The 25,846-nt window shown below is 59.8% G+C and carries 27 protein-coding genes and 1 pseudogene; 12 read left to right on the top strand and 16 right to left on the bottom strand.

Annotated features, from left to right (window positions below; translation table 11 throughout):
* Positions 1–20 precede the first annotated feature (20 nt).
* From ACA046_RS09360 to ACA046_RS09350, 3 genes are read right to left on the bottom strand one after another with little or no spacing between them, the layout of a single operon-like run.
* Positions 21–938 carry a 5'-nucleotidase gene (locus ACA046_RS09360; protein WP_063032090.1) on the bottom strand — a complete coding sequence of 306 codons (918 nt, stop codon included), beginning with the start codon at positions 936–938 and terminating at the stop codon, positions 21–23.
* Positions 939–952: 14 nt separating this feature from the next.
* On the bottom strand, positions 953–1,918 hold the full coding sequence (locus ACA046_RS09355) for a putative 2-dehydropantoate 2-reductase (RefSeq protein ID WP_497676333.1): 966 nt from the start codon (positions 1,916–1,918) through the stop codon (positions 953–955).
* Entirely contained in the window at positions 1,915–2,307 is a 393-nt protein-coding gene (locus ACA046_RS09350; protein ID WP_167662558.1) for a YbbN family protein, read from the bottom strand. The genes ACA046_RS09355 and ACA046_RS09350 overlap by 4 nt, the downstream gene beginning before the upstream one ends.
* On the opposite strand from ACA046_RS09350, the gene ACA046_RS09345 reads away from it, so the two are divergent.
* Entirely contained in the window at positions 2,306–2,740 is a 435-nt protein-coding gene (locus ACA046_RS09345) for a PilZ domain-containing protein (RefSeq protein WP_167662559.1), read from the top strand. The genes ACA046_RS09350 and ACA046_RS09345 overlap by 2 nt on opposite strands.
* A 133-nt stretch (positions 2,741–2,873) precedes the next feature.
* Complete coding sequence (locus tag ACA046_RS09340) at positions 2,874–3,950, top strand: 3-deoxy-7-phosphoheptulonate synthase (RefSeq protein ID WP_497676332.1); 1,077 nt, start codon at positions 2,874–2,876, stop codon at positions 3,948–3,950.
* Positions 3,951–4,010: 60 nt separating this feature from the next.
* Here the strand turns inward: ACA046_RS09340 and ACA046_RS09335 are convergent, their stop codons facing one another.
* Positions 4,011–4,292: a GNAT family N-acetyltransferase gene (locus ACA046_RS09335; protein WP_003189869.1), complete on the bottom strand. Its 282-nt coding sequence runs from the start codon at positions 4,290–4,292 to the stop codon at positions 4,011–4,013.
* Between the two features lie 626 nt (positions 4,293–4,918).
* Between ACA046_RS09335 and oprI the strand changes: the two genes are divergently transcribed.
* The gene (oprI, locus tag ACA046_RS09330; RefSeq protein ID WP_003172710.1) at positions 4,919–5,170 is read left to right on the top strand and encodes an outer membrane lipoprotei OprI; all 252 of its coding nucleotides are present in this window, start codon (positions 4,919–4,921) and stop codon (positions 5,168–5,170) included.
* A 132-nt stretch (positions 5,171–5,302) separates the two neighbouring features.
* On the opposite strand, the gene ACA046_RS09325 is transcribed toward oprI, so the two are convergent.
* The 3 genes from ACA046_RS09325 to ACA046_RS09315 all read right to left on the bottom strand — a co-directional run bounded on the left by ACA046_RS09325 (position 5,303) and on the right by ACA046_RS09315 (position 7,301).
* Complete coding sequence (locus ACA046_RS09325; RefSeq protein WP_497676331.1) at positions 5,303–6,271, bottom strand: L,D-transpeptidase family protein; 969 nt, start codon at positions 6,269–6,271, stop codon at positions 5,303–5,305.
* Between the two features lie 72 nt (positions 6,272–6,343).
* Positions 6,344–6,637, bottom strand: a complete 294-nt coding sequence (locus tag ACA046_RS09320) for a hypothetical protein (RefSeq protein WP_003218723.1) — start codon at positions 6,635–6,637, stop codon at positions 6,344–6,346.
* A 58-nt stretch (positions 6,638–6,695) separates the two neighbouring features.
* Positions 6,696–7,301: an arylesterase gene (locus ACA046_RS09315; protein ID WP_497676330.1), complete on the bottom strand. Its 606-nt coding sequence runs from the start codon at positions 7,299–7,301 to the stop codon at positions 6,696–6,698.
* Between the two features lie 10 nt (positions 7,302–7,311).
* On the opposite strand from ACA046_RS09315, the gene ACA046_RS09310 reads away from it, so the two are divergent.
* Together ACA046_RS09310 and ACA046_RS09305 are read left to right on the top strand one after the other, a co-directional pair.
* A complete protein-coding gene (locus ACA046_RS09310) occupies positions 7,312–7,995 on the top strand; it encodes an ABC transporter ATP-binding protein (RefSeq protein WP_010176179.1) in 684 nt (227 codons plus the stop codon).
* The gene (locus tag ACA046_RS09305; RefSeq protein WP_459027227.1) at positions 7,995–10,505 is read left to right on the top strand and encodes an ABC transporter permease; all 2,511 of its coding nucleotides are present in this window, start codon (positions 7,995–7,997) and stop codon (positions 10,503–10,505) included. Before ACA046_RS09310 ends, ACA046_RS09305 begins: the two co-directional genes overlap by 1 nt.
* Positions 10,506–10,551: 46 nt before the next feature.
* Here the strand turns inward: ACA046_RS09305 and greB are convergent, their stop codons facing one another.
* Together greB and ACA046_RS09295 are read right to left on the bottom strand one after the other, a co-directional pair.
* Complete coding sequence (gene greB, locus ACA046_RS09300; RefSeq protein WP_008437752.1) at positions 10,552–11,025, bottom strand: transcription elongation factor GreB; 474 nt, start codon at positions 11,023–11,025, stop codon at positions 10,552–10,554.
* A gap of 149 nt (positions 11,026–11,174) precedes the next feature.
* A complete protein-coding gene (locus tag ACA046_RS09295; protein ID WP_459027225.1) occupies positions 11,175–12,368 on the bottom strand; it encodes a hypothetical protein in 1,194 nt (397 codons plus the stop codon).
* A gap of 323 nt (positions 12,369–12,691) precedes the next feature.
* Here ACA046_RS09295 and ACA046_RS09290 point away from each other — a divergent pair, with 323 nt between their 5' ends.
* The 3 genes from ACA046_RS09290 to ACA046_RS09280 are packed head-to-tail and all read left to right on the top strand — an operon-like array spanning position 12,692 to position 16,158.
* Positions 12,692–13,615 (top strand): ABC transporter ATP-binding protein, encoded by a 924-nt coding sequence (locus tag ACA046_RS09290; protein WP_459027223.1) that lies wholly within the window; start codon positions 12,692–12,694, stop codon positions 13,613–13,615.
* Positions 13,612–14,337, top strand: coding sequence for an ABC transporter permease (locus ACA046_RS09285; protein WP_318303756.1), 726 nt, complete (start codon positions 13,612–13,614; stop codon positions 14,335–14,337). The genes ACA046_RS09290 and ACA046_RS09285 overlap by 4 nt, the downstream gene beginning before the upstream one ends.
* Before the next feature lie 15 nt (positions 14,338–14,352).
* Positions 14,353–16,158: a Gldg family protein gene (locus ACA046_RS09280; RefSeq protein ID WP_497676329.1), complete on the top strand. Its 1,806-nt coding sequence runs from the start codon at positions 14,353–14,355 to the stop codon at positions 16,156–16,158.
* A gap of 4 nt (positions 16,159–16,162) precedes the next feature.
* On the opposite strand, the gene ACA046_RS09275 is transcribed toward ACA046_RS09280, so the two are convergent.
* From ACA046_RS09275 to ACA046_RS09265, 3 genes are all read right to left on the bottom strand, one after another.
* Positions 16,163–16,471, bottom strand: coding sequence for a hypothetical protein (locus tag ACA046_RS09275; protein ID WP_003218736.1), 309 nt, complete (start codon positions 16,469–16,471; stop codon positions 16,163–16,165).
* A 255-nt stretch (positions 16,472–16,726) separates the two neighbouring features.
* Entirely contained in the window at positions 16,727–17,161 is a 435-nt protein-coding gene (locus tag ACA046_RS09270; RefSeq protein WP_167662564.1) for a DoxX family protein, read from the bottom strand.
* Positions 17,162–17,264: 103 nt separating this feature from the next.
* Positions 17,265–18,686, bottom strand: coding sequence for an MltF family protein (locus tag ACA046_RS09265; protein ID WP_497676328.1), 1,422 nt, complete (start codon positions 18,684–18,686; stop codon positions 17,265–17,267).
* Between the two features lie 238 nt (positions 18,687–18,924).
* Between ACA046_RS09265 and ACA046_RS09260 the strand changes: the two genes are divergently transcribed.
* The 3 genes and pseudogenes from ACA046_RS09260 to ACA046_RS09250 form a co-directional block, all read left to right on the top strand.
* Positions 18,925–19,731, top strand: a complete 807-nt coding sequence (locus ACA046_RS09260; RefSeq protein WP_497676327.1) for a TatD family hydrolase — start codon at positions 18,925–18,927, stop codon at positions 19,729–19,731.
* Positions 19,732–19,827: 96 nt separating this feature from the next.
* The gene (locus tag ACA046_RS09255) at positions 19,828–21,309 is read left to right on the top strand and encodes a methyl-accepting chemotaxis protein (RefSeq protein WP_497676326.1); all 1,482 of its coding nucleotides are present in this window, start codon (positions 19,828–19,830) and stop codon (positions 21,307–21,309) included.
* A gap of 107 nt (positions 21,310–21,416) precedes the next feature.
* Positions 21,417–21,674: pseudogene (locus tag ACA046_RS09250) on the top strand (terminase); the annotation flags it as partial.
* A 19-nt stretch (positions 21,675–21,693) separates the two neighbouring features.
* On the opposite strand, the gene ACA046_RS09245 reads toward ACA046_RS09250, so the two are convergent.
* From ACA046_RS09245 to ACA046_RS09235, 3 genes are all read right to left on the bottom strand, one after another.
* The gene (locus ACA046_RS09245; protein WP_459027210.1) at positions 21,694–22,491 is read right to left on the bottom strand and encodes an acyl-CoA thioesterase; all 798 of its coding nucleotides are present in this window, start codon (positions 22,489–22,491) and stop codon (positions 21,694–21,696) included.
* A gap of 101 nt (positions 22,492–22,592) precedes the next feature.
* Positions 22,593–23,357: a CHAD domain-containing protein gene (locus ACA046_RS09240; RefSeq protein WP_497676325.1), complete on the bottom strand. Its 765-nt coding sequence runs from the start codon at positions 23,355–23,357 to the stop codon at positions 22,593–22,595.
* Positions 23,358–23,439: 82 nt separating this feature from the next.
* Positions 23,440–23,718 carry a hypothetical protein gene (locus ACA046_RS09235; RefSeq protein WP_003218744.1) on the bottom strand — a complete coding sequence of 93 codons (279 nt, stop codon included), beginning with the start codon at positions 23,716–23,718 and terminating at the stop codon, positions 23,440–23,442.
* A 217-nt stretch (positions 23,719–23,935) separates the two neighbouring features.
* Between ACA046_RS09235 and ACA046_RS09230 the strand changes: the two genes are divergently transcribed.
* Positions 23,936–24,973: a patatin-like phospholipase family protein gene (locus ACA046_RS09230; protein WP_459027205.1), complete on the top strand. Its 1,038-nt coding sequence runs from the start codon at positions 23,936–23,938 to the stop codon at positions 24,971–24,973.
* 66 nt (positions 24,974–25,039) lie between these two features.
* Here the strand turns inward: ACA046_RS09230 and ACA046_RS09225 are convergent, their stop codons facing one another.
* On the bottom strand, positions 25,040–25,735 hold the full coding sequence (locus ACA046_RS09225; protein WP_003218747.1) for a response regulator: 696 nt from the start codon (positions 25,733–25,735) through the stop codon (positions 25,040–25,042).
* Between the last annotated feature and the right edge of the window lie 111 nt (positions 25,736–25,846).

Genomic DNA, 25,846 nt, shown 5'->3' with positions numbered 1-25,846 from the left:
AGCAGCGCCTTTGGCAGTGCTCAGCCCTCGGTCTGAATTTTCAACTCGTTACTGATGCCGTGGGGGACGTGCCCGGTGGCCACGAACTCCCGGGCCTTCTCGCAATGCCCTTCCTGGTCATCGAAAAACACATCGGCGGCAAAGGCCTCAAGGAACGCCGACTTCTCCAGGCCACCGAGAAACAGCGACTCGTCGAGACGGATGTCCCATTCCCGCAGCGTGCGAATCACCCGCTCGTGGGACGGCGCCGAACGGGCGGTGACCAGTGCGGTGCGGATCGGGCAGGACTCGTCCGGGAACTCACGTTGCAACAAGTTGAGCGCCGCCAGGAAGCCCTTGAACGGTCCGCCGCGTAACGGCTCGCGGGCCGACTCCCGCTCGCTGGCCTGGAAGGCTTCAAGACCTCCCGACTGATAGACGCGCTCGGACTCATCAGAAAACAGCACCGCGTCGCCGTCAAAGGCAATCCGCAACTCGGCGCTGGAGGCCCGACGTGCACCGCCCGACAGAATCGTCGCTGCGGCAAACCCGGCATCCAGTGCGCTGCGCACATCCTCGGCATGGGTGGACAGAAACAGGTGGCAACCAAACGCCGCCAGATAAGGATAAGGACTGCGCCCGCCGACAAACGCGGCGCGGGAGATATCCAGCCCGTAATGCTGGATCGAATTGAACACCCGCAGGCCGGTGTCGGCACTGTTGCGCGACACCAGCACCACCTCGACCCGAGCGCGGCCAAGGCTGGCGTTGAGGCTCAGGAGTTTCTTCACCAGCGGGAAGGCGTCGCCGGGCTCGAGGATTTCATCCTCGTGGTCGATCTGGTACTTGCGATAGGTCTCGACCCCTTGGGCCAGGTAGACCTTGTGGCTTTCGCTCAGGTCGAACAGCGCCCGCGAGGAAATCGCCAGCACCAGTTTGTCGCCCAATCCCTTTGCCATGGTGTTCCCCCCAATCAGCGGTTATGCCGATCCATAAAACTCAAGGCCTGGTAGAGCGCCTGCATGCGTGGCAATTCACAACCGGCCGCTTTTGCCGCAGCCAAGGGGCGTGCGTAAATCGCCGCCAGTTCCAGCGGGCGCTTGTGCGCGTAATCGTGATACATGCTGGGCAGGTAGTCATCCATGCTTTCGGTCATGGTGAACATCTGCCCGGCGTAACTGGCGGGGATTTCATGCCCGCAGGCGTGGGCGGCCTGTACCACTTCGGCCATCAGCGCCTGAATCAGTTCGCGACTCGACTCATCCGCCATCATCGCCGTAGTGCCGGTGCCGAACAATACGGAGAGACCGTTGTAAGGCACGTTCCACACCAGTTTATGCCAGCGTGCCTGATGCACATTGGCCATGGCCTGGGAGTCGATACCGGCCTGGTGAAACAACGCGGCGCCCTCTTCGACAATCGCCTGCCGACTGGCGCCGTCGTTAGCTGCCGGACCACTGTGGTAAGCCAGGTTGACCCGGCCCAGCGCCTGATGCTCGACAACGCCGGGGCCGGAGCGGTGCACGCCGATGTAGCACAGGCCACCCAGCAGGTGCAGCGACGGCGGCAGGTGTTCACGCAGGCTGTCCTCTACGTCGAGACCATTTTGCAGCAGGATTATCTTGGCGCCCGGGGCGGCGACCTGAGCGATGGTCGGGGCCAGCTCGACATTCCCCGTGGACTTGGTGCCCACCAGCAGCCAGTCGCACGGCGGCATGTCCGCGGCGCGGGCATAGGCCTGCACCGGGTGCAGGTGCAAGGTCCCGTGGAGGGTGCTGTTAAGTTGCAGGCCGCGCTCACTGACCGCCGCGTACTCGCTGCGCAGCAGGAAATGCACATCGAAACCGGCACGCGCGAGCATCACACCATAGAAGCCACCGATGGCCCCGGTGCCGATAATCCCGATCCGTGGCGACTGTGTTTTTGCAACTTCGGTCATGGCAATTCCTCTGGTATTCGTTTGAGCGCCTGCTGCACACCCTGAGTCAGGTCGCCGGCGGTCAGACGCGTCAGTGACGCTAATATTCCATGGAATTTCCCGTCACACACCACAAACAACGCCGGCAGATGAAAGATTTCGTAGCGTTCCACCGCGCCGCCATTGTGGCCTGCATCCACCCAACAGACCCGGTCCACGGGCAAATCCCAACCGGGCAGTTGCTGGTGCAGGAAGCGGCAGCGCGAGCATCCGTCGCCGGTGAACACCACCAGCGAGGTGCCGGGAAGCCCCAATAATTGCTGGTCGATATCCAGATCGGTAAGGTGCAGTTCTTTCACTATACTGCTGCCACCGCCGTCAACTGGACGGTGCTCGGAGTCCGTGTGCATGGGTCGTTTCTTTCCTCACCCTGATGATGTCGCTGTCGAATTAACCCAACGTCCCATTTCCGGCATTTCCCGCCAACGGCTGCACACTATCGGCCTGGGCGGCGTCGCATGCAATTACCCGCGCGCCTGGCGCCAGGGCACCGCCATCGAGATGCGCATTCCTTCATTGGGCCTCACGGCCCGCTATCCGGGCTATGTAGCGTGGTGCCGCAAGGCTGAAAACGGCTACCGCGTCGGCATCACCTTTACCGATGAGCAAGCCTTGTTCGGGGCACGGATGGGCGAGCAAGTGTGCCAGATCCAACGTTACTGCCGACTCCACGAAGGCGCCAGGCCAACACCCCGGCAGAGCGAAGCGCTGGCCCGAGAATGGGTCACACGCCATGCCGGCGAGTTCTCCCATGAGGCTTTTGTGCAGCCAGTACTGGATTAAAGCGACCTTTGCCCATTGTCTCGCAACCTTGTAACGCGCTAAGGTTCGGCTCCCCGCTGCACTTAAATCATGCTGTGCTCCGCCGCACGGGGATCGCTGGCGGCCGGCACCCGTGACCCTGACGAGTAACACGATGGCTGATTTACCGATCAACGACCTTAACGTCGAATCCAACGAGACCCTGATCACGCCCGATCAGCTCAAGCGCGAAATCCCCCTGAGCGACGCTGCCCTGCAGACCGTCACCAAGGGTCGCGAAGTCATCCGTGAGATTCTCGACGGCACCGACCACCGCCTGTTCGTGGTCATCGGGCCGTGCTCGATCCATGACCTCAAGGCTGCCCACGAATACGCCGAGCGCCTGAAGGTGCTGGCGGCAGAAGTGTCCGACACCTTGTACCTGGTGATGCGCGTCTATTTCGAGAAGCCGCGTACCACCGTCGGCTGGAAAGGCTTGATCAACGACCCGTACCTGGACGACTCCTTCAAGATCCAGGATGGCCTGCACATCGGTCGTCAATTGCTGCTGGACCTCGCCGAAATGGGCCTGCCGACGGCAACCGAAGCCCTGGACCCGATTTCCCCGCAGTACCTGCAAGACCTGATCAGCTGGTCGGCGATTGGCGCACGTACCACCGAATCCCAGACTCACCGGGAAATGGCTTCCGGCCTGTCCTCGGCTGTGGGCTTCAAGAACGGCACCGACGGCGGCCTGACGGTGGCGATCAACGCCCTGCAGTCGGTGTCCAGCCCGCACCGCTTCCTGGGTATCAACCAGGAAGGTGGCGTGTCCATCGTCACCACCAAAGGCAATGCCTACGGTCACGTGGTGCTGCGTGGCGGCAACGGCAAGCCCAACTATGATTCGGTCAGCGTGGCCCTGTGCGAACAGGCGCTGAACAAGGCGAAGATCAAGCCGAACATCATGGTCGATTGCAGCCACGCCAACTCCAACAAGGACCCGGCTCTGCAACCGCTGGTGATGGAGAACGTGGCCAACCAGATTCTGGAAGGCAACCAGTCGATCATCGGCCTGATGGTCGAAAGCCACCTGAACTGGGGCTGCCAGGCGATTCCAAAGGACCTGGCCGACCTGCAATACGGCGTGTCGATCACCGATGCCTGCATCGACTGGGCTGCCACCGAGACCACCTTGCGCAGCATGCATGCCAAGCTCAAGGACGTGTTGCCCAAGCGCCGACGCGGCTGAGCAAACACTGCGGACACAAAAACGCCGGGCTAAACCCGGCGTTTTTTTATGCCTGCTCGCTCAGAGCTTTGCGGCATGGCGCTGGTGGCGTTCCATATAGCGCTCCACGTAGGAGCAGGACGGGATCACCGTATAGCCTGCCTCTTCGGCGAACTTCAACGCTTCCTCGGTGAGCGCGGCAGCAATGCCACGGCCTCGCAATGCGTTGGGCACGAAGGTGCGATAGATATCCAGGGTCTGCTTCCCAAGGTCCATATAGGTCAGATAGGCACGATGACCGTCCACATTGGTCTCGAACTGATGACCAGCCTGGTCATGGTGGATGGACAACGCCTCGCTCATCACTACTCCTCGCGGGTCTTGGTTTCTGACCCCTACCTTACCGATGTTTTTCCGGCGAAGGAACATCTACGCCACCCGGTGCCGGTTTCGACAACGAGAAAAGCCGCCAGTGCCTCGCACTGGCGCTCACAACCAACACAGGGAAATAGTAGGCGCCAATCGCACAATTGCTCAAGACGCGCTCGTCTTCCGTTGCGCTGGCGGACATAGAAAGGGCCAATCGAGCATCCTTAGGTCGATGGCCTGAACATTGCCGGCAGTTGAAGCTTGAGACGAACACGCGCTCTTAAAGTCACCTCAACATGCACAAAAGATACCGAAGACCGAAAAGACAATCTGAACAATAGTGTCAGGGACGATATATAAAATGACTTATCTTTACATGGCTTAACACATGCCGGCCGGCCCTTTCAGGCTGGATCCAATCCTCGGCCGAGTGCAAGAACCTGGATATTTTTTATACAGACTCTCAAAAGATTAGCCAAAATAGATTGGCCGCGAGAATTTTTTTTGCTTCTTGCGCTACGTCAGTTTACTTACTACAAGTAATGGGTAGTATGTACGCCGGCTATTAGCTCACTCTGAGAGAGTAGTCATTTAATAGAAAGTCCTTGAAGGGGAACACGATGAACAACGTTCTGAAATTCTCTGCTCTGGCTCTGGCCGCAGTTCTGGCTACCGGTTGCAGCAGCGTCTCCAAAGAAACCGAAGCTCGTCTGACTGCAACTGAAGACGCAGCAGCTCGCTCCCAGGCTCGTGCAGACGAAGCCTATCGTAAAGCTGATGAAGCTCTGGCTGCTGCTCAAAAAGCACAACAGACTGCTGACGAAGCTAACGAGCGCGCTCTGCGCATGCTTGAAAAAGCAAGCCGCAAGTAATAATCCTTCGGGGTTGTTATCAAGCCGGTCCATTCTTGGATCGGCTTTTTTTTGCCCGGAATCTGGCTGGATTCCAGACAATAAAAAACCCGTCACCGCGCGAGGCGATAACGGGTTATGGATCGTGCAGGTTTATTGCTGCAGATCGACCGGCGTACTCGACACCATAGGCGCCCCGCCCGGCACACCGATTTCCGTCGGCAAACCGTCTTCGGCGGCAACTACGTCACGCACCTGGTCCCAGTTGACCCGCAGTTTGTTGGACAAGTCTTCACGCTTGAGCAAAGCGTTGATCACCGCGGTGTGCTTGTCGACTACCGATGGAGTGCCATCGTCGTTCAACGGCGTATGAGCCTCCAGGTAAACCTTGCCACCGGCTGCGCCGAACTTGTAGGCGTCGTTGATAATCCGCACCGACGTGCCCACCGGCACCATGTCGGCCATTTCCAGCACGTTGTTGTTGAACATGCGGAAGCAACCGTGGCTGGTACGGGTACCGATTCCGAATTTCATGTTGGAGCCGTGGATCAGGTAGCCGGGCGTGCCCAGGGTGAACTTGAACGGGCCCAATGGGTTGTCCGGGCCAGCCGGCACCACGTTCGGCAACGGGTCGCCATTAGCGGCGTGTTCGGCCTTGATCGAGGCTGGCGGGGTCCAGGTCGGGTTCGGGATCTTGCCCGTGATCGTGGTGTGAGCCACCGGTGAACCCCAGCCTTCACGGCCAATCCCCAACGGGAACGTGTACACCACGTTCTGACCCTTTGGATAGTAATAGAGCCGGTATTCCGCCAGGTTGATCACGATGCCTTCACGCGGGCCGGGCGGCAGGATGAAGCGCGTCGGCAACACGATCTCGGTACCCGCCCCCGGCAACCAGGCATCGACGCCCGGGTTGGCCGCGACCATCTCCGAATAGCCCAGGTCGTAGGTGGTGCCAAGGTCAGCGAAGGTATCTTCGTATTTGGCCTTGATCACCTGGACCTGGCCAACGATATCTTCACCCGGTGGCGGCAAAGGCAACTGCAACGCTGCAGCGGAACCGGCCGCGCAGATCGCAGCAAGAGACAGGCAGCAGGTGACGGCGGAAAGGCGCGACAACATCCGGGAATTCCTTCGCAGATCGACGGGTAGTAAAAAATGGATTGTACACGGCTGCCCGGCGGGCACCCATATTCAAAGTTCGAAGCGCAGCTCTGGCCAGATCGGCGGTGTACCGCGCTTTTGCGACTCGAGGATCGCCCGGCACAGGGGGCACAAACGCTGGTCCTGGAAGATCGAGCGATCCACCGACGACCAGCGCGGCTGGGCAGGCAGTAACGTACCGCAGAGGGTGCGGTCGATCGACCCGCCCAACTCCAATTGACGCGTCACTAGATGCACCCGGACTTCCTGGCAGGCGAACAGATCCAGCTGTTCGTCAGGCTCGATCAGTTGGTAGGCAAACAGGGACCAGGCAGGACGCGACATCGGGGGCTCCAAATCGGGGGGGCGCCACCTTAGCCGAAAGACCGCTGCTAGAAAAGCGTCATAGCAGTGGTTTTAGCGTTGGCCAGACATTTTCCAGCAACTTGCCCTGCGCGCCGACCGCCGGGTGCAATTGGTCAGCCTGCATCAGCTCCGGATGACCACCGACGCCTTCAAGGAAAAACGGCACCAGCGGGACGCTTTTTTCCTTGGCCAGGGCCGCGTAGACATTGGCAAACGCGGTGGTGTATTTCGGCCCGTAATTAGGCGGCAACTGCATGCCTAACAGCAGCACCTTGGCACCGCTGGCCTTGGACTGGTCGATCATCGATGCAAGATTTTGTTTCAATTGCGCGGGGGGCAGCCCACGCAGGCCGTCATTGCCGCCCAGTTCAATGATCACCAGGTCCGGCTTATGCTCTGCAAGCGCCGCCGGCAGCCGCGCCAGGCCTCCGGCGCTGGTGTCACCACTGATGGAGGCGTTGAACACTTTATCGTCGAAACCTTCGCTCTTGAGCCGTTGTCCCAACAACGCTACCCACCCTTTGCTGGTATCCAGTCCGAAACCGGCACTGATACTATCGCCAACGATCAGGACTGTACCCGCCGCTGCGTTCTGGGCCATGCACATCAAGGCCAGGCCAGCACTCAAAAACCACATTCGCATTGGATTCTCCATGGGCGCAAGCATTCTCACCGCGCGAAACCTTAGCAAAGTGGTTCCCAGCGCGGAAGGTGAACTGACTATCCTGCACGAACTGAGCCTGGAACTGAACAAGGGCGATAGCCTGGCTATCGTCGGCGCCTCCGGTTCCGGCAAATCCACCCTCCTCGGCCTGCTGGCCGGCCTCGACCTGCCGAGCAGTGGCGAAGTCACCCTCGCTGGCCAAGCCCTGAGCACCCTCGACGAAGACCAACGCGCGCGCATCCGCGCCGAGCACGTGGGGTTTGTGTTCCAGTCCTTCCAGTTGCTCGACAGCCTCAATGCACTGGAAAACGTGATGCTGCCGCTGGAACTGGACGGCCGCAAGGACGCCCGCGAACGTGCCAGGCACCTGCTGGAGCGCGTCGGCCTGGGCCAGCGCCTTACTCACTCGCCGCGCCAACTCTCGGGTGGCGAGCAACAACGGGTAGCGATTGCCCGGGCGTTTGCCGCCGAACCGGACGTGCTGTTTGCCGACGAACCTACCGGCAACCTCGACAGCCACACCGGCGAGCGCATCAGCGACCTGTTGTTCGAACTCAACAAAGAGAGCGGCACGACCCTGGTGCTGGTGACCCATGACGAGCGCCTGGCCCACCGCTGCCGCCGCCTGATCCGTCTTGAAGCCGGCCTGATGGTCGCGCCCCTGGAGCCTTGATGGCACGCTTGCCCTTTTTGCGCCTGTTCAGCCTTGCCCTTCGCCAGTTGCTGCGCGATGCCCGCGCCGGCGAATTGCGCGTGCTGTTCTTCGCCCTGCTGGTGGCCGTCGCCGCCAGCACCGCTATTGGTTACTTCGGTGCACGCCTGAACGGCGCCATGATGTTGCGTGCCACGGAATTCCTCGCGGCCGACCTGGTGCTGGAAGGCAGCTCACCCGCCCGTACCGAGCAAATCCAGAGTGGTACCGAGCTGGGCTTGCAGCACGCCAGGGTGGTGGAGTTCTCCAGCGTGATTGCCACCGACAATGGCATCCAGCTGTCCAGCATCAAGGCGGTCAACGACGAGTATCCGTTGCGCGGCGAGCTGAAGAGCGCCGCAGAACCCTTCGCCGAGGAAACCGCCGGGGGGGGGCCCAAGCCCGGTGAAGCCTGGGTGGAGGCACGGCTGCTGACGGCACTGAACCTGAAAATCGGCGACAGCATCGACGTCGGCATGAAGACCCTGCGCCTGGCCCGCGTACTGACCTACGAGCCGGACCGTGCCGGCAACTTCTATAGCCTGACGCCCAGGGTGATGATCAACCTGGCCGATCTCGAGGCCACCGGCGTGGTGCAGCCCGGCAGCCGCGTCAGTTATCGCGACCTCTGGCGCGCGCCCCAAGGCGGCACCGTACTGCAAACCTATCGCGACCTGGTCAAGCCCGGCCTGGCTGCCAACCAGCGGCTGCAGGATGCTCGGGACGGCAACCAGCAGATCGGTGGCGCACTGGGCAAAGCCGAGCGTTACTTGAACATGGCCAGTCTGGTGGCGGTATTGCTCTCGGGCGTGGCGGTAGCGTTGTCGGCGAACCGCTTCGCCAGTCGACGCTTTGATGCCAGTGCCTTATTGCGCTGTCTCGGGCTGTCCCGGCGCGAGACCATGTTGCTGTTCAGCCTGCAATTGACCGTGCTGGGCCTGCTGGCCAGCCTGACCGGCGCCCTGCTCGGCTGGCTCGCGCAATTGGGGCTGTTTGCGCTGTTGCATGACCTGCTGCCGGCGGACGTTCCACCCGGTGGGCTGTTGCCAGCGATTGCCGGGATTGGCACCGGGCTGGTCGCCCTTGCCGGTTTCGCCCTGCCGCCATTGGCCGCGCTGGGGCGCGTGCCTCCGCTGCGGGTATTGCGACGCGACCTGCTGCCGATCCCTTCCAGCACCTGGATGGTCTACGGTGCCGCGCTGTTCGCCCTGGGCCTGATCATGTGGCGCTTGAGCCTCGACCTGGTGCTGACCTTCGCCCTGCTGGGCGGCGGCGTGATTGCCGCGCTGATTCTCGGCGGCCTGCTCCTGCTGCTGTTGCAGAGCCTTCGACGCCTGCTGGCCCGGGCCTCCCTGCCCTGGCGCCTGGGGTTGGGCCAGTTGCTGCGTCATCCCTTGGCGGCAGCGGGCCAGTCCCTGGCATTCGGGCTGATCCTGTTGTCCATGGGCTTGATCGCGCTGCTGCGTGGCGAACTGCTGGACACCTGGCAAAACCAGTTGCCCAAGGACGCCCCCAATTATTTCGCATTGAATATCCTGCCCGCCGATAAAGACACCTTCGGCGCACGCCTGCTGGAATTACAGGCGCAATCAGCTCCTTTGTATCCGGTAGTGCCCGGCCGATTGATCAGCATCAATGGCGCCCCGGTGCAGGAAATTGTGAGCAAGGACTCCAGCGGCGATCGTGCGGTACAGCGCGACTTGAGCCTGACCTGGGCCGCCGACCTGCCGCCAGGCAACAAGCTGACGGCGGGTTCCTGGTGGACGGCGCAACCCACCGACGAGATTCCCGGCGTCTCGGTGGAGGCCAAGGTCGCTGACAGCCTGAAACTCAAGCTCAACGATCATCTGGTCTTCACCGTCGGCGGGGAAAACCGTGAAGCGCGGGTCACCAGCCTGCGGGAAATCAACTGGGATAACTTCCAGCCGAACTTCTTCATGATCTTCCAGCCAGGCACCTTGAAAGACCTGCCTACCACCTACCTGACCAGCTTCTACCTGGCGCCCGGCCATGACCAGCAGATCGTCGACCTGTCCCGGGCCTTCCCGGCAGTGACCATCCTGCAAGTGGAGGCGCTGCTTGAACAGCTGCGCAGCATCCTCGCCCAGGTCACCCTGGCGGTGGAGTACGTGCTGTTGTTTGTCCTGGCTGCGGGGATGGCGGTGTTGTTCTCCGGGCTCCAGGCAACCCTTGACGAGCGAATTCGCCAAGGCGCCCTTCTACGGGCGCTGGGAGCGGAGCGCAAGTTGCTGGTCAAGGCGCGGCGTATCGAGTTCGGGCTGTTGGGCGCGGTCAGCGGCCTGTTGGCGGCGTTGGGTACGGAACTGGTGACACTGGTGCTGTATCGCTACGCGTTCGATCTGGTCTGGCACCCACATCCGTGGCTGTTGCTGCTGCCGGTGATCGGTGCAGTGCTGATCGGCGGTGCCGGCGTGTTTGGCACTCGCCGCGCACTGAACGCCAGCCCGTTGACGGTGCTGCGCGAGGGCTGAAAACGCAAATGGCCCGCCCTCTGCTAAGAGGGCGGGCCATCCGTTGTTACTTCACATACTCGATGGCAGTGATCCACCAGCACACTTCGCCACTCGGGGTCTGCACGAGCGCCTCGTCATCCACCTCTTTGCGCAGCAACGCACGCGCCATGGGTGAGTCGATGGAGATGTAGTCCATGCGTTCATAGATCTCATCGTAACCCACGATGCGAAAGCGCTTGGTCTCGCCCTGTTCGTTTTCAATCTCCACCCAGGCGCCGAAGAACACCTTGCCTTCCTGCTCCGGCATGTACTCCACCACGCGCATGTCTTCCAGGCGCTTGCGCAAATAGCGCACCCGGCGATCAATTTCCCGCAGCAGCTTCTTGTTGTACTGGTAGTCGGCGTTCTCGCTCCGGTCTCCCAGGGAGGCGGCCCACGTGACTTTACGGGTGGTATCAGGACGCTTTTCTCGCCACAGGTAATCAAGCTCCTTTTTCAGGGCTTCATGACCTTCTTTGGTAATCAGCTTGGTGCTCAAAAGCTCTACATCCCCTGGAAGTTTCCAATGTTCAGACCCGCTGCCGCATCAGGCACAACGCATTTGACGCTCAGTGTCGGCGGTGGAGGTCGATGATAAATGAACACAGGAAAGTAGCCAGACCCGCCGATGGATTCCAGTATCCAGCGTCAATCTGCGTCCGACTGGAGTAGGCGACTTACAGGCTGGCTGTGTGCTAACTCACTCAGCCGTGCAAGAGACTCGTCCAGGGTTTGAAACGCGGCACTCAGGTTTTCCCGCAGGACAGGCAACTGAGACAGAGTCGCCGTCAGTTGTTGCTCTTTTTGACTAACCGCCCGTTCACGGTTGTGCACCTGGGCTTCCTCGCTCTCCAGGCCACGCGCACGCTCGTCCATTCGACGCTGCTCTGCCTGGTTTAACGCCGAGCAATCCGCCAAATGCTCCTCCCGGGTCGCCAGCGTGCGGGTCAACAGTTCCAGGGAGGCCTCTTTTTCGGCAACTCTCTCGGCACTCCGTTGACTTTCCTGCTCAACCTCGTCCTTTTCCTGGCGCAGCTCGAGACGTAGCTGCTCAAGTGCTTCCTCCTGCTTGAGCACGCCGAGCTTTTGTTGTGTCAACTCTTGCGCCAGTCGGGAAAGATTGGCCAGCGTAGTGTCCACCTCGAACAATGAGGGCGCTTCCTGCCGGGCGGGTTCAGGTTGCGGCGTTGCCGGTGCCTGCGGTGGCGGTGGCGCGGCGACTACCGGCTCGATCGGTGGCGCAATCAGTGGCTCGGTTATCTCGAACGTATCCACGGGTGCCTGTGGCACCGGTTCGGACACTGGCGGTGCAGGCTCCGCAGGGTCCGCGGCCCTCTGAGGAGAAATCATCCTTGAGGAGAAACGAATCGACGGGACAATCAATGAATTGCTTTCGATGGCGGGCAAACCGGGCGCCGACGTTCCCAGGGTAATGACCTTCATCACCAGGGATTTCTTGATCGTCAACGAGTGATGATCTTCAGGCCTGGCGGGGGGCAACTTGCAGCCTTTCAGATCAACGAAATGATAAGGAATGTGGGCCTCGCCGGCGCTTGCGGATTTGGTCCCGGGCGCAGCGGCAAGCGTCAGGATTTGCTTGAAGACACGGGTCGCGGTTTGCAGGTCTTCCTTGGAATCTATCGCCCCCAGAAAGTACCGTTCGGATTTTTTGCGCAACGCCGCGATGTATACCCGTGAACTACCGGGCTCTGTCTCTTCATCCAGACTATAAGCGAGGAAGTTCGAAGCGATCTGAGCCACCGCAAAACCACACAGCAGTGCACCGTTGACCGGCGCATCATGCCCGGATTGTTCTAGAACAAGGGTACGTAGAAGCAGCATGACGTTCAGGCTCCATTTCAAATTGGCAGAACTTCAAATACACGCCAAATAAACAACGACAGTAATTAAAGCATCAAATGCCTAACAATTGTTTCAGCGAGCCATAGCTTGACACGTAGGACTTATCTTATTCAGCAACCTTAATGTTTCCAAGACCGCCTATTGAACGTACCATTTTTTAAAATGTAAGACACCGGACACGCGCACAACAAAAAATATTTCAAATTTTGACTTTTCGACCAATCACAACCTGCCGCTCATGCAGGTTAATCGAGGCCTCGACTTAACCGAGCCTTGCCATATCCATCCAGTAGAAAAGCATAATGATCGAGATAACGAGCCTGACAAAAAAGATGGGAGGGAAAGCTATCATCCAGGACTTTTCATTTAGTGCCCAACCTCAGGAATGCCTGGGACTGTTTGGAAATGATGGTGCGGGAAAAACAACTCTCATCAAAATGCTAGCAAGCTCGATTCTCCCCTCTTCAGGCCATATAAAAGTATTCGGTCACGATATTACCCTCAATACATTCCACGCAAAAAAAGTCACGGGCTACCAGCCAGAATGTCTGAGTTATGGCGCAATGAGTGTAACGGGCTTTCTCGGTTTTATTGCCGGCATACGCGGATTCCGCGGCTCGGAAAAACGCAAGATGATTGACCGCGCAGTCGCACGGCTTGAACTGGGGCGGATACTCAAATGCCCGGTCGATACCCTCCCGGCAGGGTTGAAACGCAAAGTAGCCATCGCCCAGGCAATCCTGCATGACCCCAGCCTGCTGTTGCTCGATGAGCCAACGGAAGGTCTGAATGCCGAGCAAAAACACAAAGTCAGAATGCTCATCAAGTCGCTGAACGACGAAATGACGATTATTGTCGCGTCCCGAATGCCCGAAGAGCTGGCCAGCATTTGCAACCGGGCATTGGTGATCGCCGACGGCCGATTAGTGGCAGACATGCCCCTGCCCGAACTGCAGCGCAGTTCCCGTCATTACCAGGCAGTCACTCTTGCCGCTGACACGCCGCTGGACCTACTGGCCCTGGCGGTATTGCCCGGGGTCGCCGGCATCGAGGAAGACCACGAGATGCCCGGCACAGTGACCGTACTCGCTATGCCGGGGCAAACCATTTACCCCCATATCAACGCACTGATCACTCACCGCCGCTGGAAAATCAATGCCCTGAAACTGGAGCCCGGACGCCTGGATGACGTTATCCATCACATGCGCCAGGAGGCATCGATTTGAAACTTCTACCGGTGATCATCAAGCGTCAACTTGCCAGTTATTTTTCGGCCCCCGTCACCTACCTGAGCACTGCAGTTTTCCTGACAGCCGCCGCTGCATTTGGCTTTCATACAAGCCAACTTTTGGAACAAAGCAGCGTCGACTTGCACGGATTCTTCCAGTTACACCCATGGCTTTATTTGCTGTTGACCCCTGTGCTTTCCACTCAACTTTGGGCAGACGAGCACACGGCTGGCTCCATGGACTTCATGAAAACCCTACCCGTCACTGGTTTTGAAATGGTTGTCGGGAAGTTTTTGGCGGCCTGGTTTGTTTCTGGTATTGCTTTGCTATTGACCTTTCCAATCGTCATCACCGTCAACTATTTTGGAAATCCGGATAACACAGTCATTGCGTCCCAATACGTTGGAAGTTGGCTATTGGCTGGAAGTTATCTGTCGGTGGGCGGTTTTATCTGCGCACTGACGCACCATCGCCTGATCATATTTACAGTAACACTTTGTCTGCTGCTGGTCGCCAGCGGACTTTCTTCTCTACTTGACACCATAGAACATCAAGCACCGATCTGGCTCGTTGACCGTATCATCTCCCTGAGCCCGTCAACGCGCTTTGACGCTATTGACCAAGGGGTACTGGCTCTTCAAGACAGTTTGTACTTCATCAGCATAATCGTCGCCTTTCTTGCCATGACGACCATTGCCCTGAATGTCAGAAACGCTTGAGAAGGACACGTTACGATGAGATCGCCATTAAGTGCCAGCATCACAATTACCATCCTGCTATTACTCTTTCTCGCTTTTAATCTGGTATGGGCGCTTAAACTTCCAACTGTACGGTTTGATTTCTCAGAACATAAAATTCATACATTGTCCGACCCTGTACGGACACTGCTCGCTTCACTGGAGCAACCGGTTGATCTGTATTTTTTCAACTCAAGCCACCCTCTGCAAAAATCCAATGCCGTGAAAAGCTACGGTAAACGGGTGGAGTTGTTGCTCAAGGAGTATGAAAAAGCGGCAAAGGGCAAAATCAACCTGCACCTCATCGACCCCAAGCCTTTTTCGGAAGATGAGTACAAGGCGAGGTTACTGGGGCTTGACGCCCAACAAGGACTCTTCGGCCTGGTCGGTACCAGCGCGGGTCATGGGCCACATAGTATCGAGGCGTTCAGCTTGGCCCGGGAGTCGCTGCTGGACTATGAGATCAGCCATTTGCTTCATAAAGTGCTCCACCCGGAGCAGCCGGTGATAGGCCTGATAACCCTGCTGCCAATGGACGGCGAACGGGATGAGCGCAGCGGCGTGAATACGCCTCCTTGGCAGTCATTGCAGGCGATGCGCCGCCAATTCAACCTCGTAAGCCTGGAGCCAGGCATCGAGAAAATCCCCGAACACATCAGAACCTTGATGGTGGTGCACCCCGGCAAACTACCTGAGCAAACCCTGTACGCGATCGATCAGTTTGTATTGGGCGCCGGCAAGCTGATGATGTTTATCGACCCGCTTGCCGGGCTGGAGCCCAGCGCCACCGCCCCGGAAAACCCCAGGCTGGAAGCATTGCTGGCCGCCTGGGGCATCCAGATGACCGCGGATAAGGTAATCGCCGATCATGACTACGCCACTCAAGTGATCATGACCACAGGTCAGCCGGCGGTGCGCCATCCCGCTGCGTTGTCCTTGTCCCGCCAGACGATGACACCGGATGACTTAAGCACCTGGAAACTCCACAGCGTCAATGTCTTGAGCAGCGGTGCGCTGGCGCCCACCAAGAAAAGCCGCATGACCTTCACCCCGCTGCTGCAAAGCTCCGGGCAAGCGGCCCTGTTTGATGCTGAGCGTTTTGCCCTGCCGGCGCAGTTCGATTCTCTGATCAATGAAGCCGCCGCTCATGGTCAGCACCAGGTGATCGCCGCGCGCGTCGAGGGGCCCGCCTACTCCGTCTTTCCTGATGGGATCAGCGGGGGTGAACCCGGCTTGCAAAAGTCTGCGCACATTCATGTGGTCGTGGTCGCGGACACTGATCTGCTCAGCGATCGTGTGGCCGGAATGCTTCATGACAACGATGCGCCGAGTGATCCCTCGTCAGATAACGCGATGTTTGTCTTGAATACCTTGGATAACCTGGCGGCGCCTGACACCCTGATGAACGTTCGCACCCGCGCAGGTGGCGGTCGATCACTGCAGGTGTTACAGGCGATGCGCGAGGACGCGGCACAGGCCTTCCAGGAAAAGTCCGCGGAGCGGGCGCAACGCCTGGAACAAACGGAAAAGGAATGGCAACTGCTGAAACCCCGGACGCTTTCTCCGGGTGCTCAGGCGGTAACCTCCGACGCCTTGCTGCAAGCGCTCAACAAGGAACGTTTGCGAATACCGATGGAAATTCACGCGCTGAAGCTTCAGTCATATGCCCAGGTTCACGCCTTGGAGCGCAACGTGAAGCTGCTCAATATCCTGCCTGTACCGCTGATACTGTGCCTGATTGCGTGGGCTATCTTCCTGCTGCGCCGCCGTCGCCAGCACCTGCCTCCAGCGGCATTTCACTGAGAATTCAACGCCGGGCTATCAGCCCTTGTCGGGCAATCCGGGTCAACTGGCGTATCACTTCGCCCGCGTCGCTGGCACTGGGGGCTTGAATAACGGCCAAGTCAAAGCTGTTGGACGCAAAGCGCGCAAGGGAGTCGCCGTCTTCGACGAACTGGATCAAAAAGGCTGAAGGTCGCCCCGTGCGGCGTGGCCAACCATCCAGATAACGCAGTAGCGTCGGCTGGTGCTTGCCGCCCAAGAGGATTTTCGGATTGCGTTGGGTAAGGTCCGCGGTGATCGGGGCCAGGCGTATAAGGGGGCGTAGTGCATTCATCGTGTCGTGTCTCTGCCTCAAAAGTCTGCGGGCAGGTGAGAGGCAACACCGAACCAGCGCTTTAGCGGAATTTCGAAGCTGGCCCATGGCTCTGGCTTCTGTCGGGACTGTGATCAGTCACCCGTGGCGCCCCGCAATTAGCTGTTTAAATCGGCGCATGGGCAACATCCTAGAGAAGCCTGTAGGGCGGTGTCAAGAATCCCGAGCAACGAAAAGGCCCGCACGGGGCGGGCCTTTGAAGGGGTTTACGCGGTATCAGTGAATGATGGCGCGGTCGGCAGACAATTTGCCAGCACCTTCCGACAAGACCGCCAGCGTACCGCCCAGCAACGCCAGGGCGAACTCGTAACCGTTGTTGGCCATGAACAAACCGTTGTGGATATGCACCGAGAAAATCGCCACCAGGGAAATGATCGACAAGCCCAACGCCGCAGGCCGCGCCAGCAAGCCGATGATCAGCGCCAGCCCGGCGAAGAACTCGGTACCACCCGACAACAGCGCCATCAAGGTACCCGGTGCCAGGCCGATGCTTTCCATCCACTGGGCAGTGCCCGCCAGACCGCCACCGCCAAACCAGCCAAAGAGCTTCTGCGAACCGTGGGCGGCGAAAATGATCCCGACAAAAATCCGCAGAACCGTCAGGCCGTAGCCGGCGCGGGTGGAGAGGATGCGGGTGATCAATGGGCTCATGCTGATAATCCTTTTCGATGTAGGGGTTGGTTGGCCGCTATATTAATCAGTTTAAGCAATGATAAAAGCCGATAAAATGGCTAATAACAATCTAATTAATAGATTATTTACGAGAGGCGACTCGAGGCGCTGCAGGCTCCAACGACTCCCGTTCCCGATCAAACGCCAGGTAATACTTGTTCACGCTATTAACATAGCTGACGCCACCCATTCCCACCTGCTCCATGGCAATGCGCTCGACCTGGAAAAACCATTGGTTTGGGTTAAGCCCGCGCCGCCGCGCTTCGGCACGCATTCCCTGGACCCGCTCCGGCCCCATGTTGTAGGCCGCCAGCACAAACGCCATGCGCTCGCGTTCGTTGAGTTTGGGGCTTGAGAAAAACTTGCGCCGGATCATCGCCAGGTACCGCGCGCCCGCCTGCACATTGCTGTCCAGGCTCTCGATGTTATTGACCCCAACCCGCTGGGCCGCCGATGGCGTGATCTGCATCAGCCCCGTGGGGCCGCCGCTGCTTCTGGCGCCGGGGTCGAGCGCAGACTCCTTGAACGCCAGCGCGGCCAGGTTCAGCCAATCCATGCCCTGCTCACGGGCATGCTTTTGCAGCACTGGGCGCAGTTTTTCCAGGCGCTGGCGATCGGCGCGGGCCAGTGGATAACGCACTTGATACAGGCGGCGGTAGATGCGCTGAAATGCCACGTCCTGGTCGGACGGCGTGTGGTAGGTCTTGAGGAAACGGTCAATGCTGGCCCGCAGCATCGAAGCATCCTGGCGCACAAACCAATATTCGTCACCCGGCTCGCTGATGGCTACTTGCCGGTCAAACCGCAGCTTGGGCAGGATCTTCGCCCAGCGCTCGGCAATCGGTCGCTCGACAATCGTCAGGTGAAAAATCCCGGCCTGGACCATCTCCAACACATCTTCCACTGCCAGGCTGGGGTCGACCCATTCCACCTTCACCGGCGGCAACTTGTGCAGCGCGAGCTTCTGGTTGACCTGATTGATCGCGTCCGACGCGGCACTGCCCGTGGTCAAGGCCAGCGTGCGCCCGGACAATTGCTCAAGCTTGGTAAACCGCCGCTCGCCCTTGAGCCCTACCAGCCACAACGACACATCGCTGGCTATCGGGTCGCTGGCGGCAATCTTGTGGGCGGCCTTCACATCAAGCAATTCGCCGGGGGCTACCAGGTCGCCCTCGCCACGGGCTAATGCGCCAATCAGTTGATCCTTGGCTTTGGGAATAATTTTGAGATTGATCTCTTCACCGTCACGGGCGTGACCGTTGAGGTATTGCTCGAAAGCGCGCAGGCGGTGGTATTCAACACCGATGGCCTGGCCCTGGACTTCACCGGAACTGTTGCGACTCTGGTTGACCAACACCCGCAAGGTGCGGCTGCTGCGGATCTGCGCAAGATCCCGGACCTTACCGGGCTTGATCACCTCCAGCGGGCCGTCCAGACGCGCAACCGCCGCCATGGGCAGCAGTAACGTCAGGCACAACACAAGCAACGCCGAGGGTCGGATCATCCGCTCTCCGGAAGAAAGAATACTGCCCATTGCTTCGCGAAAAACGAGGCGTTGGGGAACAGAAACAGAGCGCCATGAGCGCAGGCTTTGGGCGCAAGGGTGGCACGGCAGATGGCGACAAACCAAACACGGTGTTACTTGCGACTTTCAAAGACAGCTTTAACTCGTTGTAGTTCTTGGCTTTTCTTATAAATCTACAGCTCTGATATGCTTTCCGACCGCAGGCGGAGGTAGCACCATGCAACTCATTGATATCGGCGTCAACCTGACCAACCCAAGTTTCGACGAAAAGCACCAGGCCGTTCTCGACCGTGCCTACGCCGCCGGCGTGAGCCAATTGGTGCTCACCGGCACCAGTGTCGATGGCAGTGAACAAGCCCTGGAACTGTGCAAACAACTGGACGAAAGCGGCCAACGCCTGTTCGCCACCGCCGGTATCCACCCCCACTCCGCCAGTGACTGGAATGCCGAAAGCGCCAAGCGCCTGCGCGGTCTGCTCAAGGAGAGCCGTGTGCGTGCGGTGGGTGAATGCGGGCTGGATTTCAACCGGGATTTCTCGCCGCGCCCCCAGCAGGAAAAAGTCCTCGAAGAACACCTGGCCCTGGCCGTGGAACTGAAACTCCCGGTTTTTCTTCATGAGCGTGACGCCAACCAACGCCTGCTGGAAATCCTGCGGGACTACCGCGATCACCTGTCGGCCGCCGTGGTGCACTGCTTCACCGGCGAGCAGCGTGCGTTGTTCAGCTACCTCGACCTGGACCTGCACATCGGCATTACCGGCTGGATCTGCGACGAGCGCCGTGGGACGCACCTGCATCCGCTGGTCAGGGAAATTCCCCGTGGACGTCTGATGCTGGAAAGCGATGCGCCCTACCTGCTGCCACGTACCTTGCGACCCAAGCCGAAAAACGGGCGCAACGAACCCGCCTATTTGCCGGAAGTCCTGCGGGAAGTTGCCTTGCACCGCGAAGAAACCATGGAAGACCTGGCGCAACACAGCACCGCCTGCGCCCGGGCCTTTTTTGGATTGCCTGTGCCGGATTGACGCGGCTCATTGACCCACATCAAAACCCGGCGTCTCGATAGCGGCACAATAATGGCACCTTGCCAATGCTGTTTCCGCTATCAGAGAAAACCTTCCATGGGTGCCTGGCTTAGCAACATCTCGCTTAAATACAAATTCTGGGCCGTAAACGCGGTCGCCTTCATCACCACGTTGCTGTTGGTGTTGTATGCCGTGCAGCTCGAACAACAGGCCCGCAGCCAGGCCTCCCAGGCTTCGGCGCAAGCCCAGGCGCACTTGCTCAGTGCCTGGCCGGCCGGCCAACCGCTGCCTAAGGGCGAGCACTGGCTGACCTATGCCAAGGGCAAAGTCCCACAACTGGTCGACGAGGATCTGTCAGCCCTGGCCACCGCCAGTGGCTGGGTGGACTTCAATCACATGCCGTTGTTTGGCGAAAACCCGCTGATGGGCGCCGAAGTGATCGCTCGTGCCGACGGCCAGCAGGTCGCCGTGCTGGCCTACGGACCCAGCTTGAGCCAGGTGTTCGAAGAACGGTTCGCCAACTACGCCGTGGCGGTGATGATTCTGATGCTGGCCATGCTCGGCGCCTCACAGCTGTTGATCCGCTTTCTGCTCAGCCAGCTCAACACCTTGAAAGACGTAATGCTGCACGTCGAAAAAACCGGCGACCTCTCGGCCCGCGTGCCCTTGGCGTGTAAAGACGAGGTCGGGCAGATGGCTACTGCCTTTAACGCGATGCAAGCGGGTTATCAGCGCGTGGTCAACACCGTCGCGCGCACCGCCAAGCAACTGGACGACGGTGCCGCACGCCTGGCCAGCAGCATGAACGAGGTACAACACGGCATGCTCGGCCAGCAAAGTGAAACCGACCAGGCCGCCACCGCGATCAACGAGATGACCGCCACCGTCCACCATATCGCCCAGCATGCCGGTGCCACCCGCGACCTGTCCCAGACCGCCGACACCCTCGCCGGCAGCGGCCAGGAAGTGGTCAGCCGGGTGCAACGCTCGATTGCCGGGCTGTCTACCGGCGTGCAGCAGACCGCCGAAATGATCCAGAAGCTGGCCGAGGACAGCCAGAAAATCAACAGTGTGGTCGGGGTGATTCACAGCATCGCCGAACAGACCAACCTGCTGGCCCTCAACGCCGCCATCGAAGCGGCGCGTGCGGGCGAAATGGGTCGGGGGTTTGCCGTGGTCGCCGACGAAGTGCGCAACCTGGCCAAGCGGGTGCAGAGCTCCACTGATGAAATCACCCGTATGGTGTCCGCCCTGCAAGCCGGCACCCGGGACGCGGTGGATTTTATGCAGGAAAGCTCGTTCAAGGCCGACGACTGCGTGCAACAGGCGCAAGAGGCCGGGATCGCCCTCGCTGAAATCACCGGAGCCGTGGCGCAGATGCGCGAGAGCAATACGCAGATTGCCGTGGCGGCCGAACAGCAAAGCCACGTGGCCGAGGAAATGAATCGGGCGGTGGTGAGCATCCGTGACGTCACCGAGAACACCGTGCAACAAACCGTGGACTCGGCGACCACCAGCAATGAGCTGGCGACCCTGGCCGGGGAACTGAGCAAGGCCATCGGACAATTGAAGCTGTAAACCCGAAGGAATGGCTATGGCCTCCATAGCCATCCTTGATTCGCCGCCCCACCCTGCCCGTCCTACACTCTGTTCAAGATGTTTCAACGGACAGAGGAATCACGATCATGGGCAAACGTCATCCGAATCTCCCCGCCTGGCAATGGCGCACCCACCCGCAGAATCATCAGCATGCAACCAATCAAGTGCTGCAGCTGCTTGCGCTGCCACTGTTGGTGATCGGCTTTCTGTTGATGGTCTCCGGGGTATTCAGCGAGAACCTGGCGAGCCTGGCCATCGGTGTTGTCGGCATTCTGGCCGCACTGGCGCTGCAGCATCACGGTCGCAGCCTGGAAGCACGCGCCAGCGATGCCTCCAACGATCAACACCTGTTGGTCTGAGGGCTCAGGCGAACACCACCACCGACTGGCGACTGATAGCAATCAACTGGCCGTCAGGGCTCCACAGCTGCGCAGCCGCATGGCCGTAGCCGTCGCGGGCATGCTCGATGTGGACCCGGTACTGGCACCAGTCCAGGGTGCTGAGAGCTTGCAACGGCTGGACGAATTCGATGGTCCAGGTCAGGGTGCTGCCCGGCGCTGGTTGGGTCAGGTGCGGTAACACCGAAGGTGGCCATGCATCGACCAGCGCGAGGATATGCGCTTCGGTCAGGGGCTCTTCTTTCACGTCGCCACGCAAGCGCACCCAGCCGCCCATCTCACGGGATTTATTGCCGGTGAACGGCAGGCCGCCCACGCTCCAGCGCATCGCCAGGTGCCGCATGAATTCCGGCGTTACGCCTTTTATGTAGGGCAACTCCTGGCATTCGTCCCAGTGTTTGAAAGTGGGCGCCGGTTCAGCGGCGACGTCGATCTGCGATGGCCGCGACGCGCCGAAGCTGGCCTGCACCAGGGTCATCGTTTCGCCGTTCTGCACCACACGGCCCAGCAACTGGCTGACGGCCTTGCCTTCGCGCAGCACTTCGACTTCGTAGCGGGCAGACACATCCGGCGCCACCGGGCCGACAAAGGTAATCGCCAGCGAACGCAACGGGCGATCCGCCGGGACCTGCGCACGCAGGGCTTCGTACGCCAACGCCACGATCAGCCCGCCAAAGGTGGCACGGCCCTGGGCCCATTCGGCCGGGACCGAGACGTCCAGCGGGTGGCTGCGGGCAGCGTCGAGCAAATCACTAAAGCGCATGGCGATCTCAACTTGAAGAAAGGATTGAGGGATCTTAACCACCCGGCCTGCGCCGCACAGCACCTATTCCAGCCAAAAGTCCGGACAGAAAGGCCGCTCAATCACGCGAAGCAGTCGGCGCTCAACTTGTCCAGCACCCGGTCCGCCTGCCCTTCGGCCTCGGCCATGGTGCGGTGCCAGCCGGTCACGCACGGCTGCAAGTCAGGCTCGTGCCCGGCTTGCGCCAGCCATTGCCAGCAGTCGTGCCAATCGCCAAGGGCGCCTTGGGCTGCCTTGAGACGGGACACGGCTTTAGGCGGCAGCTTGTTGAGCTCGGGATAAGCCTCGGCGGCATAACGCACGCGCTTGATCAACAGGCGCAGGCGATGGCGGTCATGGTTGGGATCGCGCAGCGCCTCGCCGAGGTTTTTCCATTGCTTGGCCAGGCGTTTTTCAATGCGCGTGCTCAGGCCCTTGAGCAACTTCTGCCGTTGGGAGGCGCGGATAAAACGGGGGAATGCATCGAGGATCAGCAGCAGTTGCGCCAGCTCCGGCGCTTGTGCAACCGAGCGGTAGGTGGCCGGCTGCTGCCGCATACGCCGCTCAGCCGCGTCGTGATGGCCGTGCTGGTGGAGGTAGGCCGCCAACACTTCACGGTCACGAAACGGCGTGGTCAGTTGGCCGACGGCACTGGCGGCCGCCTCGAGTTGCTCGACACCGGGCAACCCACGCAATGGTCGCAACAGGCTGCGCAAGCGCCGCACGGTGGTGCGCAGATCATGCAGTGCCTCGTCGTCCGTGACGGCGGCGAGGCGCGCCTGGCAGTTCAGTAACCCTACTTCCAGGCCAATGACCTGAGCGACTAGCTGATCGACCAAGGCTGACATCCTTCCCTCCTCAATGATTAGTCTTCTGTGAGCTTGAGGCCGCTGATGCAGCCTCGTTGCACTCGACAGTTGCTATGCGGGGTTAGCGCCCTGCACGGGACTCACGAATGTAGAAGCGGGCTTTCTCGGCCTTGGTCGAGCAGCCTTCGAAGGCTTCGAACTGCTGCTGGGTCTTGGCGCCAGTCAACAACGACAGAGCCTTGGAGTAACTCACGGTGCCGGCAAAACCTTCGGCCTTGGCCAGGTCCAGCTCGTGCCACGCCGCGTCCAGTTGCGTGCCGCAGCTGTCGCGATAAGCGGTTTTCCCGGCACAACCGGCCAGGGCCAACACGATCACAGGCACACACATCCAGGCTTTCATCAAATGACACCTCAAGAAAAGAAAAAACAGTCACAGCTGTAGACGTTGCCTACACAGAAAAGTGCCTTATCCGACTGCCTGAATCCGCAGCTCCGATTGCCAGAGCATACCCGAGCATGATCGCCCGCTCGCGAAAATAATCGGTTGTGACAGTGATGATTGAAGCGCGCCCCTCGATGGGTGCATTGTGGGCACCTGTTTTGCGAAGGATCAGGTCATGAACAAACGTGTTGCATTGGTGCTGGGCTCCGGTGGCGCCCGGGGCTACGCCCATATCGGCGTGATCGAGGAAATCGAAAAACGCGGCTACGACATCGCCTGCATTGCCGGCTGCTCCATGGGTGCGGTGGTGGGTGGGATCTATGCCGCGGGCAAGCTGGAAGAGTATCGAAACTGGATCGAAAGCCTCGACTACCTCGACGTACTGCGCCTGGTCGACGTGAGCTTTCGCCTCGGGGCGATCCGTGGCGAGAAGGTCTTTGGGCAGATCCGCAAGATCGTCGGCGAGATCAATATCGAAGACCTGCGCATCCCCTACACCGCCGTGGCCACCGACCTGACCAATCAGCAGGAAATCTGGTTCCAGGAAGGCTGCCTGCACCAGGCCATGCGCGCTTCGGCGGCGATTCCCAGCCTGTTCACACCGGTGATGCAGGGCAACCGCATGCTGGTGGACGGCGGTCTGCTCAACCCGCTGCCGATCGTGCCAGTGGTGTCGAGCCATTGCGACCTGATCATCGCGGTCAACCTCAACTCCACCAACCAGAAGCACTACACGCTTCCGGTGATCCAGCGTCCGCCGGCGTTCAGGAGCCGCTTCGATAATCTGGTGCGCTCACTGGGTTCGCACTTGCCGTTTCGACGCAAGCAGGCCGAGCAATTGTTGATGCTGGAACAGGAAGCGCTGCTGGCCCAGGCCGCCGATATCAACCCGTGGCTGGACTCTGCCGAACCCGAGGCGCAACAACCGGCGGCAGCACCGGAAAAGGCCGGGGCGCCAAAGTCGGCGACCGGCTCGTTCATCATCGATAACGTGGGGCCGGCGTCGCTGCTGGACCTGATCAACCAGAGCTTCGAGGTGATGCAGACGTCCCTGGCGCAGTACAAGATCGCAGGGTATCCGCCGGATATTTTGATCAACGTGCCGAAGCGGGTGTGCCGGTTTTTCGAGTTTTACAAAGCGCCGGAGTTGATCGCGCTGGGACGGGAGATCGCCAGCGATACGCTGGATCGGTATGAGAGTGAGCAACACTGAAGTATTTATGAACCGAGCGTTTGTGGCGAGGGAGCTTGCTCCCTCGCCACAGGTTAAGCACCACCCTTACGCTTCAGTGTTCAACAACCGATAGCCCACCCCGGCCTCAGTCACGATAAACCGTGGCTGAGTCGGATCATCCGCCAGTTTCTGGCGCAGATGCCCCACCACAATCCGTAGGTAATGGCTGTCTTCGGTATGGGTCGGGCCCCAGATATCCTTGAGCAGTTGCTGCTGGGTGATCACCCGCCCGGGATGCCGCGCCAGTTGCGCCAGTACTGCATATTCCTTGCGGGTCAGCGCCACTTCGACACCGTCCAGCAGCACCCGCCGATAAGCCAGGTCTACCGTCAGCGGGCCAAACCGCAATGCCGCTTCCTGGGCCTCCCCCGCCGGCGCCTGGCGCAGCAACGCCCGCACCCGCGCAAGAAACTCCTGGATGCCAAACGGCTTGGTCACGTAGTCGTTGGCGCCGTTATCCAGCGCCTCGACCTTTTGCACTTCGCTCGCCCGTACCGACAGCACCAGCACCGGCACCGTGGACCATTCACGAAACTCGCGCAGCACTTGCTGGCCGTCCATGTCCGGCAGGCCGAGGTCGAGCACCAGCAGGTCCGGTTTACTCAAGGCGGCCTGGGCCAGGCCTTCGTTGCCGGTGCCGGCCTCGATCACTTTGTAGCCCTGGGAGGCCAGGCTGATACGCAAGAACTTGCGGATCTGCGGTTCGTCGTCAATGACCAAAATCGTCGCAGTCTGGCTCATGGTGTCCAATCAAAATCCGTGAAGAAACATTTCATTGTAGGAGCGAGCTTGCTCGCGAAAAACGCAAGGGCTCCGCGTTAACTCAGAACACCATCATCATCGTTAACGATC

It is taken from the genome of Pseudomonas sp. LBUM1641 (genome assembly GCF_059716235.1).
Note: the sequence above shows the minus strand (reverse complement) of the source record. Positions and strands in the feature narration are given on the sequence as shown.

What these genes read in the sequence shown, in the direction of transcription:
- ACA046_RS09360 (WP_063032090.1), bottom strand. Translation starts at nt 938, where the DNA reads ATGGCAAAGGGATTGGGCGACAAACTGGTGCTGGCGATTTCCTCGCGG.
- ACA046_RS09355 (WP_497676333.1), bottom strand. Translation starts at nt 1,918, where the DNA reads ATGACCGAAGTTGCAAAAACACAGTCGCCACGGATCGGGATTATCGGC.
- ACA046_RS09345 (WP_167662559.1), top strand. Translation starts at nt 2,306, where the DNA reads ATGGGTCGTTTCTTTCCTCACCCTGATGATGTCGCTGTCGAATTAACC.
- ACA046_RS09350 (WP_167662558.1), bottom strand. Translation starts at nt 2,307, where the DNA reads ATGCACACGGACTCCGAGCACCGTCCAGTTGACGGCGGTGGCAGCAGT.
- ACA046_RS09340 (WP_497676332.1), top strand. Translation starts at nt 2,874, where the DNA reads ATGGCTGATTTACCGATCAACGACCTTAACGTCGAATCCAACGAGACC.
- ACA046_RS09335 (WP_003189869.1), bottom strand. Translation starts at nt 4,292, where the DNA reads ATGAGCGAGGCGTTGTCCATCCACCATGACCAGGCTGGTCATCAGTTC.
- oprI (WP_003172710.1), top strand. Translation starts at nt 4,919, where the DNA reads ATGAACAACGTTCTGAAATTCTCTGCTCTGGCTCTGGCCGCAGTTCTG.
- ACA046_RS09325 (WP_497676331.1), bottom strand. Translation starts at nt 6,271, where the DNA reads ATGTTGTCGCGCCTTTCCGCCGTCACCTGCTGCCTGTCTCTTGCTGCG.
- ACA046_RS09320 (WP_003218723.1), bottom strand. Translation starts at nt 6,637, where the DNA reads ATGTCGCGTCCTGCCTGGTCCCTGTTTGCCTACCAACTGATCGAGCCT.
- ACA046_RS09315 (WP_497676330.1), bottom strand. Translation starts at nt 7,301, where the DNA reads ATGCGAATGTGGTTTTTGAGTGCTGGCCTGGCCTTGATGTGCATGGCC.
- ACA046_RS09310 (WP_010176179.1), top strand. Translation starts at nt 7,312, where the DNA reads ATGGGCGCAAGCATTCTCACCGCGCGAAACCTTAGCAAAGTGGTTCCC.
- ACA046_RS09305 (WP_459027227.1), top strand. Translation starts at nt 7,995, where the DNA reads ATGGCACGCTTGCCCTTTTTGCGCCTGTTCAGCCTTGCCCTTCGCCAG.
- ACA046_RS09295 (WP_459027225.1), bottom strand. Translation starts at nt 12,368, where the DNA reads ATGCTGCTTCTACGTACCCTTGTTCTAGAACAATCCGGGCATGATGCG.
- ACA046_RS09290 (WP_459027223.1), top strand. Translation starts at nt 12,692, where the DNA reads ATGATCGAGATAACGAGCCTGACAAAAAAGATGGGAGGGAAAGCTATC.
- ACA046_RS09280 (WP_497676329.1), top strand. Translation starts at nt 14,353, where the DNA reads ATGAGATCGCCATTAAGTGCCAGCATCACAATTACCATCCTGCTATTA.
- ACA046_RS09275 (WP_003218736.1), bottom strand. Translation starts at nt 16,471, where the DNA reads ATGAATGCACTACGCCCCCTTATACGCCTGGCCCCGATCACCGCGGAC.
- ACA046_RS09270 (WP_167662564.1), bottom strand. Translation starts at nt 17,161, where the DNA reads ATGAGCCCATTGATCACCCGCATCCTCTCCACCCGCGCCGGCTACGGC.
- ACA046_RS09265 (WP_497676328.1), bottom strand. Translation starts at nt 18,686, where the DNA reads ATGATCCGACCCTCGGCGTTGCTTGTGTTGTGCCTGACGTTACTGCTG.
- ACA046_RS09260 (WP_497676327.1), top strand. Translation starts at nt 18,925, where the DNA reads ATGCAACTCATTGATATCGGCGTCAACCTGACCAACCCAAGTTTCGAC.
- ACA046_RS09255 (WP_497676326.1), top strand. Translation starts at nt 19,828, where the DNA reads ATGGGTGCCTGGCTTAGCAACATCTCGCTTAAATACAAATTCTGGGCC.
- ACA046_RS09245 (WP_459027210.1), bottom strand. Translation starts at nt 22,491, where the DNA reads ATGCGCTTTAGTGATTTGCTCGACGCTGCCCGCAGCCACCCGCTGGAC.
- ACA046_RS09240 (WP_497676325.1), bottom strand. Translation starts at nt 23,357, where the DNA reads ATGTCAGCCTTGGTCGATCAGCTAGTCGCTCAGGTCATTGGCCTGGAA.
- ACA046_RS09235 (WP_003218744.1), bottom strand. Translation starts at nt 23,718, where the DNA reads ATGAAAGCCTGGATGTGTGTGCCTGTGATCGTGTTGGCCCTGGCCGGT.
- ACA046_RS09230 (WP_459027205.1), top strand. Translation starts at nt 23,936, where the DNA reads ATGAACAAACGTGTTGCATTGGTGCTGGGCTCCGGTGGCGCCCGGGGC.
- ACA046_RS09225 (WP_003218747.1), bottom strand. Translation starts at nt 25,735, where the DNA reads ATGAGCCAGACTGCGACGATTTTGGTCATTGACGACGAACCGCAGATC.